The sequence below is a fragment of the Microbacterium daqui genome (genome assembly GCF_050408675.1).
In the GTDB taxonomy this organism is placed as follows: domain Bacteria; phylum Actinomycetota; class Actinomycetes; order Actinomycetales; family Microbacteriaceae; genus Microbacterium.
Window position 1 is genome coordinate 147,344 of sequence record NZ_JBNTKF010000001.1, and the last position, 13,571, is coordinate 160,914.

The following is a 13,571-nucleotide window of genomic DNA, read 5'->3' on the forward strand; positions in this document are numbered from 1 at the left end:
TCAGCATGCCTCGGGCATTGTTCGGCAGAACACCAGAATTCTCGGGCTTCGTCGACATAGGCTGATCATGACGAGATTAAGGGGACCGTCATGACTGATTCAACGAACGAACCGTCGCGCCCAGAGCCCGGAACACCGGGCGGGGAGATTCCGCCGCGTCCACCGCTGCCAGATGCACCGGGAGCGCCCAGTGCTCCGGATGCGCCCACCGTGCCGTTTGGTGCACCGCCTGCCGGTTACGGCACGCCACCAGCCGGGTACGGCACGCCGCCGGCCGGCTATGGCCAACCGGTAGCTCCATACGCGCAGGCGCCCGGGGCCTACGGCCAGACGCCGGAGTATGGTGCGCAGAACCCATTTATTGCTCAGCAGCCGAGCGCAGAGCTTCCGGCTCTTGCTGCGAGTCCCTACCCGGCGCCGCCAAAGTCCAAGAAGAAGTGGCCGATGGCACTCATCGCGATCGTGGCCGGGCTTGCGATTGCCGGTGCATCGGTGGGCGTCACGCTCATGCTGACGAGTACGCCGGCGCCCATCATTGACTACGAACCGTCACCGAGCGTTACCGAGAAACCGACGCCGTCGCCCGAGCCTACGACAGCCAAGCCGACGCCGACGAAGACACCGAAGCCCACGCCGACGGCATCTGCGAAGCCTACGCCGCAACCGACAATAACGACCAAGCCGTCGCCGGAACCCACAGCGTCGATTCCGCCGCAGCCAGACCCAGACTCCGGCTCAGCCGATGTTCCGGACCGCTCTGGTGTGACCGTCTCCGCCAGCACCGTGCGCGGCCACATCGAGAGCGTGTTGAAGGAATACGACCAGCTCGACGCGAGTGGCGAGCTGTGGAAGAAAATTCCTGACACCGAGGCCAATACGTACGCCTACCTCGCGTTTCGCTACCTCGTTACTGACCTGAAAGCGGCGACCGCGTTTGGCGTCGATAACGAGGCTGCGACGGAGTACTGGAACAAGGTCATCGACTACGAGAAGAAGCTCCTGACGCAGAAGCCGCTCGGCACCGATGTGACGATTGAAACGAAGAAGACGTACTTCCACTACGACGGAACCACCGGTGAAGGTGAGTACAAGCAGCGGTAGTTCCGCACAGCAAAGCGGGCCGCCTCCACCGGGAGACGGCCCGCTTTTTGCTTGCGACTTACCGGTTCGCGATACCGCGGATCATCGGCTCGTGGAACGAACCACCGAACGCGCGCTGCGAAGCACCCTCGCGGTCGAGGTACGGGCTTGCGCCACCGTCGATGAACGGCCAGCCCGCGCCAAGAATGAGGCACAGGTCGATGTCTTCGACCTCGGGCACAACACCCTCGTCAAGCATGAGCTTGATCTCCTGTGCGAGGCCATCCTGCACGCGCTGCAGAATCGTGGCGTCATCAGCGGGCGTGGTGCCGACAGCACTCTTGACAACCTTTTCGGCTGCCTTCGTGAAGCCGGTCACGCGACCACCCTTGTCCTTCTCGACGACGGCATCCAGCTCTGCCAGAGCGTGGAAGTTGTCGTTCGCGTAGAAGCGCTCGGGGAAAGCACGCACCATCGTGTCTTGCACGTGTGCGGCAACCTTCCAACCGACGAGGTCGATGAGCTGGAACGGTCCCATCGGCAAACCGAGTGGCGCAAACGCCTTCTCGACCTTGCCGATCGGCGTGCCTTCGTAGACGGCGCGAGCAGCCTCACCCATGACCTTGGCCAGCAGTCGGTTCACCACGAAGCCGGGAGCGTCAGCGGTGAGAACACCGTTCTTGCCCAGGTTCTTCGCGACAACGAATGCCGTCGACAGAGCAGCGTCGTTGGTCTGCGGCGTCTTCACGATCTCGATGAGCGGCATGACCGCGACCGGGTTGAAGAAGTGGAAGCCGACGAGACGCTCGGGGTGAGCGAGCTTCGAGCCGATTTCTTCGACCGAGAGCGACGACGTGTTCGTCGCGAGGATGGCGTCTTCCGCAATGATCTTCTCGATGTCGCCGAAGACCTGCTGCTTAACGCCAACCTCTTCGAAAACAGCCTCAATCACGAAGTCGCAGTCAGCGAATTCGCTCTTGTCCGTGGTTCCGCGAACCAGCGCACGCAGCTTGTTGGCGGTGTCGCCATCGAGGCGACCCTTCTCCTGCAGCTTGCCGATCTCAGCGTGAATGTACGAAACGCCCTTGTCAACGCGAGCCTGATCGAGGTCGGTGATGATGACCGGAACCTGCAGGCGCCGCACGAACAGCAACGCGAACTGGCTGGCCATGAGACCAGCACCGATGATGCCAACCTTCGTAACCTTCTTGGCAAGAGCCTTGTCGGGGGCGCCGACAGGGCGCTTCGCGCGCTTCTGCACGAGGTCGAAAGCGTACATCGACGCTGCGAACTGGTCGCCCGTGATGAGTTCAGTCAGCGCTGCATCTTCACGCTCGAAGCCCTCGGCCTTGGTTCCGCCCTTGGCTTCCGACAGCAGGTCGAGTGCCATGTACGGCGACTTTGGAACGGTGCCGATCTTCGACTCGAGCATGCCGCGCGCCATCTTGATGGCGATCGGCCACTTCGTGAGGCGTTCGATCTTGCCGGGCTCGTTCTTACGAACGACCTTGGTCTTGCCGGTCAGCACGCTGTCGGCCCACGCGAGTGAGTTCTCGAGGTACGTCGCGGCCGGGAAGATCGCGTCCATGATGCCGAGGTCGAACGCCTGCTTCGGCTTGAGCATGCGGTTCTGCTTGAGCGGGTTCGAGATAACAACCTCGAGCGCGTTCTCAATGCCGATGAGGTTCGGTAGCAGGTACGCGCCACCCCAGCCGGGGATGAGGCCCAGGAAGACCTCCGGCAGAGCGATCGCAGCAGCCGAAGCGTCAACCGTGCGGTACGTCGAGTTCAAAGCGATCTCGAGGCCGCCACCGAGTGCGAGGCCGTTCACGAAAGCAAACGACGGAACGCCCAGGTCGCTGAGCGAGCCCAGCACCTTGTGGCCGAGCTGGCCGATCAGCAGTGCCGTGGCGGCATCCGGAACCCGTGCGACGTCGGAGAGGTCGGCACCGGCCGCGAGGATGTACTGCTTGCCGGTAATGCCGACAGCCTGGATCTCGCCGGCGGAGGCACGTGCCTTGAGCGTGGCGAGCGCCTCGCCCAGCTCCTTCAGCGTTGCCGGGCCCAGCGTGTTCGGGCGGGTGTGGTCACGGCCGTTGTCCAGCGTGATGAGGGCAAGAACCTTGCCGCTCGCCAGGCGAACGTCGCGCACGAGCGAGTGCGTGATGACCTCGTCGTCTTTGAACGCGTCGAGCGAAGAGAAGTCAATGGCGTCGTAGTTCGTCATGAATTACTTCTTCTTTCCGGTGTAGAACGGGTTCTCCCAAATGACCGAGCCGCCCTGGCCGAGTCCAACGCACATGGCGGTGAGGCCGTAGCGCACGTCGGGGCGTTCCTGGAAGTGGGCCGCGAGCTGAATCATCAGGCGTACGCCCGAGGCTGCCAGCGGGTGTCCGAGAGCAATCGCGCCACCCCAGGGGTTCACGCGCGGGTCGTCATCGGCGATGCCGAAGTGGTCGAGCAGCGAGATCACCTGAATGGCGAAGGCCTCGTTGAGCTCGAACAAGCCGATGTCGTCGATCGTGAGACCGGCCTTCTTGAGGGCCTTCTCCGTCGACGGGATCGGGCCGATGCCCATGATCTCCGGCTCAACACCGGCGAATGCGAATGAAACCATCTTCATCTTCGGACGAAGACCCAGTTCCTTCACCGCGGTTCCGCTCGCCAGCAGCGAGATGGTGGCACCATCGGTCAGCGGCGACGCCGTGCCCGCGGTCACACGACCGTGTGGGCGGAACGGCGTCTTCAGTGTTGCGAGACCCTCCATCGTGGTCTCCGGGCGGCGACCCTCGTCTTCCGTGGCCAGGCCCCAAGCGCCGGTGGCGTCCTTGATTGCAACCTGCACCAGGTCCGGCTGGAACTTGCCGGCGTCGTACGCGGCCTGCGCCTTGTGTTGGCTAAGCATGCCGAAACGGTCAGCGCGCTCCTTGGTGAGGTGCGGGAACCGGTCGTGAATACGCTCGGCCGTGATGCCCATGTTGAGGGCGTCAGCCGAAACCAGCTTCTCCGTCAGGAAACGCGGGTTCGGGTCAGCGTCGCCGCCGAGGGGGTGACGGCCCATGTGCTCGACACCACCGGCGAGGGCAATGTCGTACATGCCGAAGCCGATCGAGCCCGCCATCGTGGTGACACTCGTCATCGCGCCCGCGCACATGCGGTCAATTGCGAAGCCCGGAACCGTCTGGGGGAGTCCGGCAAGGATCGCGCCGGTACGACCGAGGGTGAGACCCTGGTCGCCCTGCTGCGTCGTCGCAGCGATTGCGACGTCGTCAACGCGGTCCTTCGGAACCTCGGGGTTGCGGTCCATCAGACCGATCATCGCCTTGACGACGAGGTCGTCTGCGCGGGTGTTCCAGTACATGCCCTTTTCGCCGGCGCGACCGAACGGGGTGCGCATGCCATCGACGAAGTAGACGTCCGAAATCTCGGCCACTCTGCCTCCAAGTTTGTGGGATTTAACCCAGCCTATTGAGGCGCGGGAGGTGAAAGGAATCGGTTGGGCCGATTCTACGAATGGGCTTCGGTCCCCTCGGGCGCAGTTTGGGCACTCTCTACAAAGGCGGTCGCGATTATCTGTGAGGTTTCGTCAATCTGCCATTCGCGTGCGCCCAATGAGCGGAGCGCGGTACCGATGGACGCTGCGTCGTCGCCGGGGTGCTCCCAAGCCACGCGACGGAGGTAATCCGGCGTCAAGAGGTTCTCTGTCGGCATGTGCAACGCCTCAGCTGCTACCTCGACGAGCGGGCGCGCCGCCTTGTATCGCAAGTCAGCTGCCGGGTTGCGATCTGCCCACGCGCGGGTGGGCGGCAACGCGTCGCTCGATACGCGCTCAGCGGGCAAGTCTTGCGCCAGGCGGCCGCGTTCAATCGCACTCCACCAGCGGTCAAGCTGGCTTCGGCTGGCGCGACCGTTGAATGCCTTCAGGGCACCCAGCTCTTGCTTAGACGATGGATCGGCGATGACGGCAGCCACGAGGGAGCGGTCGGGAACCAGGCGACCGGGTGAGACGTCTTGGTCGCGCGCGAACTCTTCGCGTGCCTCCCACAGTGATCGGGCAACGGCGAGATTGCGGCGGCCGCGAACCGAGTGCAGGCCGCTGAGGCGGCGCCAGGGGTCTTCGCGCGGCGGCTTCGGTTGCTTGAGCCGTACGGCCTCGAACTCTTGGCGCGCGATTTCCGTTTTGCCCTGCTCCTCAAGTTCTGCGCTCACGGTGTCCCATGCGTCTACCAGGTAGACGACATCGAGGGCGGCATATTCGAGCCACGATTGGGGTAGCGGGCGCGTCGACCAGTCATCGGCCGAGTGCGCTTTTGCCAGCGTGATGCCGAGCGTGCGTTCGACCACGGCGCCCAGGCCGACCCGGTCGTAGCCCAACAGGCGTGACGCAAGTTCGGTGTCGAAGATGGCTTCGGGATACAGGCCTTCATCGTGAAGTGACGGGAGATCTTGGCTGGCAGCGTGCAAAAGCCACGGAATGTCGCCAATAGTGTCTTGCAACCCAGAGAAGTCGCCGATTGCTGGCGGGTCAAACAGGAAAACACCGGCATCGCGGCGGAAGACCTGAATCAGATAGGCGCGCTGCGAATAGCGGAAGCCAGAAGCGCGTTCCACATCGACGGCTACCGGGCCGTTGCCCTCAGTGAGTTGTTCTAAGGCGCGCTCGTACTCGGAGCGGTCATCGATGACGTGATAATCAGTCACGCTCGACCTTTCTCGCACCGAATACCGCGATGCGCTCTGACCCGGGCGGCAAGCCGGCGAGCATGCAAACGAGCTCGGCCCAGGCCGCCACGTGGCCCGCAATGTTGTCTGTTGGTGACCACGACGCGCGAAGCTCAATCTGAGCGCCATCGCCCTCTTCGGCCAGCGTGCCGAACCCCCTCGAAAGGGTCTTCGTCGCGGTGCCAGAAACGGCGCGGTAGGGCGCTTGGTGTGAAGCCAGTGCGTCAGTTAGCCAAGACCAGGCTACCTCTGCGAGTAGGGGGTCGACCCCAATTTCGGTCTCCAGCGGCGCCTGCGCAAAGCTAACGATGCGCCACGGGCTCTCCCAGCCGTCTGGAACTTCGGGGTCGTAGAGCAAGACCAGCCGCCCGGTGCCGTACAGGGATTCACCCTCTTCGTGCGGTCGTACGTCGCCCGCAAGCGCGAGAGTCTCGGGCGCTAGACCGGCAGGCGCGGGTATCTCTCGCACCGCAAAGTCGCTACGCAGTTCCAGTGCCATCACGAGTTCGCGGGCGCGACTGAACTCAGCACTGAGCTCCGAATCTTCCGTCACGGCGCCAGACTAGAATGAGACCTGCATGAAGACTTCCAGGCGCGCCGTTTCGTTGCCCTTCGTGACGGCCATTCGCGTATCTGCGGGCATTGTTGGTGGTGCCGTTCTGCTCGCTGCGAGCGCGATCGGTGCGGCGTCGTTATTGATGGCGAAACGCGTGGTAACGCCGAGTAAACGTGAGCCTGACGCGCGCATTGAGGGCTTCGATCTGAAGGCGCAGACCATCACGTTGTCGCGCACGCCAGACACCGAGCTTCCTGGTCGCTACGGCCTGCACGTTTCGGGCACGCCGGACTATCTCAAGCTGGGTGCCGTGCTTTCGGCCACCGACACGTCGGTTACACGCAAACTTCTCACGCAGGTCGAAACGACGTCGCGGATTGATCGTGACGCAACGTTCTCGGGCTGGTATTTCGACACCCCCGATGACCTGCGTCTCGACTACACGCCCGAGCTGATCGGAACGGCCGTCGGGCCGAGCCCCGCTTGGCTGTTTCCCGGTGGCGACACCTGGGTGGTTGTCGTTCACGGACGCGGAACCACGAGGGCCGAGACACTGCGCGCGGTTCCGGTTTTTCACGCGCTGGGATACACGACGCTCGTGGTCTCCTATCGCAACGACGGTGAAGCACCGCGGAGCGTGGGTGGCACGTACGGGCTCGGCTCAACCGAGTGGCGTGACGTTGAAGAGGCGCTCGGCTATGCGCGCCGCAACGGCGCACAGCGTCTGCTGCTGATGGGCTGGTCGATGGGCGGTGCCATCGTCATGCAGACAGTTTTGCAGTCTTCGCACGCGGCACTGATCGACGGCATCATTTTGGACTCGCCGGTAGTCAATTGGCGTGAGGTTTTGGCCCACCAGGCGGAACTAAATCGAGTGCCAGCGGCGATCGGGTCGCTGGCTGTTGCCGCACTCGAGAACCCCGTCGTGGCTAAAGTCGCGGGCTCTGAGGCGAAGATCCCGTTTGACGACATGAACATGCTCGCGCGCGCTGACGCGCTCCGCGTGCCGACGTTGATTCTGCACTCCGATGACGATGGCTTCGTGCCCTCGGACGCCTCGCGCGCTCTCGCCGCGGCGCGTCCAGACATCGTGACGCTGGAATCCTTCACGGTTGCACGCCACACGAAGCTGTGGAATTACGACGAGATGCGATGGACGAACGCGATCACCGCGTGGGCGCGTAGCCGTGAGCAGTCTCGCCCATCTCTCGTGGTTCCGGAGCTGACGGTGGACGACGAAGCGGACCGCGTGCCGGCGGAAGAGTCAGACTGACGCGTGCTTCTTCTCGCGCACCTGGCGCTTGGCGCGCATCAGCATGCCGGTCATGCCGCCGATGCGCAGGGCTGAGACAGCTTTCGTCAGGCCGATGGTCTGCGGGTAGTCGTCGGGAATGGCGAGAACCTCGTCGGCGCTCAGGCCCGTGAGCCCCTGCGCGAGGATGCTCGCGAAGCCGCGCGTTGTCGGTGCTTCTTTCGGGGCCGTCGCGTGCATCGCCACGACGTTGTCGTCATCGACGTCAACGATGATGTACACCGGTGATTGGCACTCGACGACGCGCTCCTGAAGCTCGGGATGCCCCTCGTACTCTTCTGGAATATCGGGCAACTCGTTCGCAAACTCAAGAAGGAGCAGCAGGCGATCCTGCTGCTCCAACTCGAGGAAGTCTTCGCGGATGTCCGCGAGGGTCTGGGGGAGAGGTGAAGTGCTCATCGCCTCCATTCTCCCACGGTGCCGTTAGCGGCGGGCCGGAGCCTCACCGGGTGCGGTGCCAGCGACGATCGGCACGCGCACCGAGGAGCCCCATTCTGTCCACGAACCGTCGTAGTTGCGGACGTTCTCGAAGCCGAGCAGGTACTTGAGCGCAAACCAGGTGTGCGACGAGCGCTCGCCGATGCGGCAGTATGCGACGATGTCGTCATCGTCCTTCAGGCCAGCGCCGTCGCGGTACAGCGCGTCGAGCTCGACGCGCGACTTGAAGCCGCCGTCTTCGTCAACGGCCCGCGACCACGGCACCGACTGTGCCGACGGAATGTGGCCAGCGCGCAACGCACCCTCTTCGGGGTACGCCGGCATCGTGGTGCGCTCACCGGAGTACTCTTCGGGCGAACGAACGTCGATCAGCGGGTTACCGAAGTGCGCCAGAACGTCGTCCTTGTACGCACGAATAACGCTGTCATCGCGCTCGATGACGGGGTACTCGGTTGCCGGGCGCTCCGTCTTGTCAGTCGTCATCGGGCGGCCTTCAGCGATCCACTTGTCACGGCCGCCATCGAGCAGGCGAACATCTTCGTGGCCGAACAGTTCGAAAACCCAGAGAGCGTAGGCTGCCCACCAGTTGGACTTGTCGCCGTAGATCACGACTGTGTCGTCGCGCGAAATGCCCTTGCGGCTGAGTAACTCGGCGAAGCCCTCGCCCTCAACGTAGTCGCGCACAACCGGCTGGTTGAGCTCGGTGTGCCAGTCGATCTTGACGGCGCCAGGAATGTGACCGATTTCGTACAGCAGAACGTCTTCGTCAGACTCGACGACGACGAGGCCGGGCTGTCCCAAACGTTGCTCGAGCCAGTCTCCGGTCACCAGCTTTTCGGGGTGCGCGTATGCGGCAAACTTCTCGGATGAGGTGTCGAACTCGATAGGCACGAGAAACTCCTTCTGATGAAAGGGGTGAAGTGTGGTTCAGAGACGGCGTAGGGTTAATACCGTGCCTCCCAGCCTATGGCTCTGCGCGTGACGCGGCACCATTTCGTAAAAGTTCGACACAGGAAACTATGACCGTCAATGCTGCCCCGGTGGGCGTCGTCCATCTGACCGACCGTAATCCTCAGGTGAGTGGCGCCGACATGCTGGCTAGCCTGGTTCCGCCCCCGCAGTTTGACGACGCACGTTTCGACACGTACCGCGTCGATCCGGAGTTCCCGTCGCAGCAAGACGCGAAAGATCTCCTCACAACGTTTGCCATTGGTTCCGGCCCCATCAAGCGTGGCGGCTTCTTCTCTCGTAAGCAGAGAGAGCCCGAAATGAAGCCGGGTGTTTACCTTGACGGTGGCTTCGGCGTCGGCAAGACGCACCTGCTGGCGTCGATCTATCACGCGATGCCTGCCCGCCGGAAGTTCTTCGGCTCGTTCATTGAGTACACGGCCATCGTGGGTGCCCTCGGCTACAAGAACGCCGTCGAGCACTTCTCCGGTGCGGGCTTGCTCTGCATTGACGAATTCGAGCTTGATGACCCGGGCGACACCATGGTGATGACCCGCATGCTGGGGGAGCTCGTGCGCTCCGGAACCAAGTTGGCAGCTACCAGCAACACCCCGCCGAATGCGCTGGGTGAGGGACGCTTTGCCGCCCAAGACTTCTTGCGCGAGATTCACGCGATGTCAGACAGCTTCCAAACGATTCGCATCGACGGCACCGATTACCGCCAGCGTGCGCTCGATGGGCACGCGATCGCCCTGGGCGAGGCTGACTACGACACCCAGGTCGCGGAGTTCGCACAGGCCGGCGGTGCGTCAGACGATGCCTTCGACGACCTCATTCGTCACCTGGCGCTCGTGCACCCATCGCGCTATATCCGTCTCATCGATGGCCTCAGCGCGGTGGGCTTGCGTGGCGTGCACACGCTGACCGACCAGAGCGAAGCGCTTCGTTTCGTGGCTTTCGTTGACCGCGTTTATGACGCACAGATTCCGATGCGCGCGACCGGCACTCCGCTCGACCAGGTGTTTAGTGAAGAGATGCTCGGCGGTGGCTACCGCAAGAAGCACCTCCGCGCGATTTCGCGTCTTAACGCGCAGACGCACTCTTAACTCTTAAGCCCGGGGGCCTGGTTCCGCTCTCCCTGCACTTCAGTAGGGGATGCGAGCCAGGCTTTCGGCTTTTCGAAACAGGTTGTTAACAGACGGTGCTGACGCGTAATCGACGCGAAACACAACATGATCGTTTCTCGAAACTCACGACCGTGACACTGGGTTCACCCGGTTGAAGTTCACATCAATCCGGGACCCTAACGGATTGAGGAACGACATGGACAGTGGAAACCTCGCTTGGGCGGTGACCGCAACCGCACTCGTGCTTGTGATGACTCCGGGCGTCGCATTCTTTTACGGTGGCCTCGTCAAAGCGAAGAGCGTCATCAGCATGATGATGATGAGCTTTGGCGCGATCGCGCTGGTTGCGGTGTTGTGGATTCTCTACGGCGCCAACATGAGCGCGGTCGAGAACCCGACAGACTTTGCCGGCAACCCGTTCAGTGACTTTGGGCTTGCGAACGCGTCAAGTGACCAGCTCGTCGGCATCGCCTACGGCGCGACGTTCGCGATCATCACCGTTGCTCTGATCTCGGGTGCCATCGCCGACCGCGCAAAGTTCGGTTCTTGGATGATCTTCGTCGGCGTTTGGGCGACGCTCGTCTACTTCCCGGTCGCCGCGTGGGTATGGGGTGGTGGCTGGGCGTTCTCGCTCGGCGAGTTCTTCGGCTTCGACACCGCCACGATTGACTACGCCGGTGGCACCGCGGTTCACATTAACGCGGGTGCTGCGGCTCTCGCCCTCGCTATCGTGCTGGGCAAGCGCCTGGGCTTTCAGAAAGGCATTCAGAAGCCGCACAACGTGCCGCTCGTTCTTCTTGGCGCTGCGCTGCTGTGGTTCGGCTGGTTCGGTTTTAACGCGGGTGCTGAGGGCACGTTCGGTCTGCTGGGCACCGAAGACAGCCGGGTCGGGCTCATCGTCATCAACACGCTGGGTGCGACGGCTGCCGCGATCGTCGGCTGGCTCGTGATCGAAAAAATCAAGGTCGGCAAGCCCACCTCGGTCGGCGCTGTCTCGGGGGCGGTTGCGGGGCTCGTGGCGATCACGCCGGCGTGTGCTGACCTGGCGCCGGGCTGGGCGCTCGTGCTCGGTCTGATCACCGGTGCCGTGTGCTGCTTCGCGGTTGAGCTTAAGTGGAAGCTGGGCTACGACGACTCGCTGGACGTCGTGGGAATCCACCTCGTTGGCGGCCTCATCGGAACCATTTCTATCGGCTTCTTCGGAACGAACGTCGGCCTGCTGACGGGTGGTGACGCATCGCAGCTCGTGCTGCAGGTGCTGTCGTCGCTGGGCGTGCTCATCTACTCCTTCGTCGTCGCCTTCGTGATTGGTCTGATCATTGAAAAGACGATGGGATTCCGCATCAAGAACGAGGACGAACTCGCCGGCGTGGACACCGCCGTCCACGGCGAAGAGGGATACCTCATGGAGGAGCGCGTCTAAGCGAACCTCAATCCACAGGGGGTGCCGGCAAAGCGGCGCCCCCTGTGGCGTGGGTACAGTAGCCAGGTGGCGAATAACACCGGCTGGATCCGACAACTCATCGAAATGCTCCTTCGACTGCTGACGTCGTCGAAGTCGAGCGGAACCAGTGGATCGGCTGGCGGCACGTCACGACCTCAGGGCGGTGCGGGTAGCGCCAAGCTCAAGCCGCAGCCGCACAAGAAACCGAAGAAGCCGTCGGGCGGAACCACGTCGTCGGCTGCCGGAAGCAAGTCACCATCGCGTGGTGGCGACGACATCAGTGTTGGGCAGCTGGGGGGCACCCGCACGATCGAAATCGCGCCGCCTGCGAAGGGCAAGCTGACGATCAGCTACGACCCGTCGACCGACAATGACCCGGATGCTGGCGAGATCATCTGGACGTGGGTGCCCTACGAAGAGAAGGACGGCCGCGGCAAGGATCGACCCGTGCTGATCATCGGCCGTCAGAACCGTGACCGGGTGTACGCCGTGCGCCTTACCAGCAAGTCGCACGATGGTGACCGCGACTACCTCTCGATTGGTTCGGGGGCCTGGGATCCGCAGGGGCGGCCGAGCTGGGTCGACATCGACCAGGTCTACAGCGTGCATCACGACGGGATGCGACGCGAAGCCGCGGCCCTCGATCTCAAGCGGTTTGCCGTGGTCGCAGACGCCCTCGTGCGTCGCTACGGCTGGGCGGTCGCCGGTAAGTAGCTTCACGCACGGCGGGTAGGCTAGATAGGTTGTTGATCGGAGCCTGAAATCAATCCTCGCCCTGCCGTCGCGATCCCCGTACGCGGCGTTGTTGTATCCGTTATCGCATCGATTCTGTTTGGCGCGATTGCTCTCCTCGGCGCACGCCTCGATGGCTTCACGTCAGAAGAAGTGACGGCTTGGCGCGTTGTCTTTATCGTGCTGGCGTTGGCGGCGGTGCATATCCCGCGTAGCCAGCGCCGCGAGTTTGTCGCCGACGCGAAACGCATCGTGACCAGCGCGACCCGCATCCTTGTCTTGCTGGTCTGCACCATGATCATGTGGTTCCAACTCTGGGTCTTTATGTGGGGGAGCGCCAACGGGCACACCCAAGATGTCGCGATGGGGTACTTTCTGCTGCCACTCGTCATGGTGCTCGTCGGACGCGTGCTGTTTCGCGACGCCATGTCGCCGTGGCAGCGCGCCGCGGTTATTGCGGCTGCGGTCGGCGTGCTGGCGCAGCTGGTGTTGACGCGCTCGGTGGGCTGGCCGGTGCTGCTGATCGCGGGGCTCTACCCGGTGTACTTCGCGCTGCGTCGTTGGTTTGACATGGACACGAAGCACGTCTTTCTCATGGAAGCCTTATTGCTGCTGATTCCCGCAGCGTTCTTCATCGGAACCGGTGCTTTCGTCACGGGGGCGGCACCGGCATCAACACCCACGCTTCTCGTCGTCGTGGGGCTGAGCGGTATCGCGATGACGCTGTACATTCTGGCCTCGACGTGGCTACCGCTCGGACTATTCGGGCTTCTCAGCTACCTGGAGCCGGTGCTTCTACTGGCGGCCGCAGTTGCTCTCGGCTATGCCCTGGGCCTGACAGATATTTTTGTGTACGGCCCGATTCTGGTTGCGCTGGTGTTTCTCATTGTTGGGGGAGCGCGAGCCAAACGCGGTGAGCCTGTCACGATCAGCGGCCAAGCGGTGCTGACAACGACTGGCACGGTACCGATCGTGTTGCCCACGGCAGCCGAACTCAACGCGAAGTAGGGTTGACTGTGTAGAAAGTTGCCAGGCACGGCAGTCGCGATCGCATAAAATTGCTGCTGTCGGTGCATTAAACATGGCGGTCATAGTTTGACCGGTGTGCATTGTGCGTGTTCAATCAGAATAAGGTCAATTTTGTCTGCAGATTTTGCTCGCCCAACGCGCACGATCTGCGCTCCGTGTGGAAGTTTATGAATGTCTGTTGCC

General features: G+C 62.8%; 12 protein-coding genes. 6 read left to right on the forward strand and 6 right to left on the reverse strand.

Annotated elements, in window-relative coordinates:
* Positions 1-90: 90 nt before the first annotated feature.
* The gene (locus ACQUSY_RS00685) at positions 91-1,101 is read left to right on the forward strand and encodes a hypothetical protein (protein WP_428902604.1); all 1,011 of its coding nucleotides are present in this window, start codon (positions 91-93) and stop codon (positions 1,099-1,101) included.
* A 58-nt stretch (positions 1,102-1,159) separates the two neighbouring features.
* On the opposite strand, the gene ACQUSY_RS00690 is transcribed toward ACQUSY_RS00685, so the two are convergent.
* From ACQUSY_RS00690 to ACQUSY_RS00705, 4 genes are all read right to left on the reverse strand, one after another.
* Positions 1,160-3,307, reverse strand: coding sequence for a 3-hydroxyacyl-CoA dehydrogenase NAD-binding domain-containing protein (locus ACQUSY_RS00690; RefSeq protein WP_428902605.1), 2,148 nt, complete (start codon positions 3,305-3,307; stop codon positions 1,160-1,162).
* A gap of 3 nt (positions 3,308-3,310) precedes the next feature.
* Positions 3,311-4,513 (reverse strand): thiolase family protein, encoded by a 1,203-nt coding sequence (locus tag ACQUSY_RS00695; protein WP_428902606.1) that lies wholly within the window; start codon positions 4,511-4,513, stop codon positions 3,311-3,313.
* 74 nt (positions 4,514-4,587) lie between these two features.
* Positions 4,588-5,781 (reverse strand): HRDC domain-containing protein, encoded by a 1,194-nt coding sequence (locus tag ACQUSY_RS00700; protein ID WP_428902607.1) that lies wholly within the window; start codon positions 5,779-5,781, stop codon positions 4,588-4,590.
* Positions 5,774-6,355, reverse strand: coding sequence for a DUF3000 domain-containing protein (locus ACQUSY_RS00705; RefSeq protein ID WP_428902608.1), 582 nt, complete (start codon positions 6,353-6,355; stop codon positions 5,774-5,776). The genes ACQUSY_RS00700 and ACQUSY_RS00705 overlap by 8 nt, the downstream gene beginning before the upstream one ends.
* Before the next feature lie 25 nt (positions 6,356-6,380).
* Here ACQUSY_RS00705 and ACQUSY_RS00710 point away from each other — a divergent pair, with 25 nt between their 5' ends.
* Entirely contained in the window at positions 6,381-7,631 is a 1,251-nt protein-coding gene (locus ACQUSY_RS00710) for an alpha/beta hydrolase family protein (RefSeq protein WP_428902609.1), read from the forward strand.
* On the opposite strand, the gene ACQUSY_RS00715 is transcribed toward ACQUSY_RS00710, so the two are convergent.
* Positions 7,623-8,069 (reverse strand): SufE family protein, encoded by a 447-nt coding sequence (locus tag ACQUSY_RS00715; RefSeq protein WP_428902610.1) that lies wholly within the window; start codon positions 8,067-8,069, stop codon positions 7,623-7,625. The two genes, ACQUSY_RS00710 and ACQUSY_RS00715, sit on opposite strands and share 9 nt — an antisense overlap.
* A gap of 24 nt (positions 8,070-8,093) precedes the next feature.
* Positions 8,094-8,999 (reverse strand): sulfurtransferase, encoded by a 906-nt coding sequence (locus tag ACQUSY_RS00720; protein WP_428902611.1) that lies wholly within the window; start codon positions 8,997-8,999, stop codon positions 8,094-8,096.
* A 128-nt stretch (positions 9,000-9,127) separates the two neighbouring features.
* Between ACQUSY_RS00720 and zapE the strand changes: the two genes are divergently transcribed.
* The 4 genes from zapE to rarD all read left to right on the forward strand — a co-directional run bounded on the left by zapE (position 9,128) and on the right by rarD (position 13,367).
* Entirely contained in the window at positions 9,128-10,162 is a 1,035-nt protein-coding gene (gene zapE / locus ACQUSY_RS00725; protein WP_428902612.1) for a cell division protein ZapE, read from the forward strand.
* Between the two features lie 217 nt (positions 10,163-10,379).
* On the forward strand, positions 10,380-11,606 hold the full coding sequence (locus ACQUSY_RS00730; protein ID WP_428902613.1) for an ammonium transporter: 1,227 nt from the start codon (positions 10,380-10,382) through the stop codon (positions 11,604-11,606).
* A gap of 66 nt (positions 11,607-11,672) precedes the next feature.
* Complete coding sequence (locus ACQUSY_RS00735; protein WP_428902614.1) at positions 11,673-12,341, forward strand: type II toxin-antitoxin system PemK/MazF family toxin; 669 nt, start codon at positions 11,673-11,675, stop codon at positions 12,339-12,341.
* A gap of 72 nt (positions 12,342-12,413) precedes the next feature.
* Complete coding sequence (gene rarD / locus ACQUSY_RS00740; RefSeq protein ID WP_428902733.1) at positions 12,414-13,367, forward strand: EamA family transporter RarD; 954 nt, start codon at positions 12,414-12,416, stop codon at positions 13,365-13,367.
* Positions 13,368-13,571: the final 204 nt, after the last annotated feature.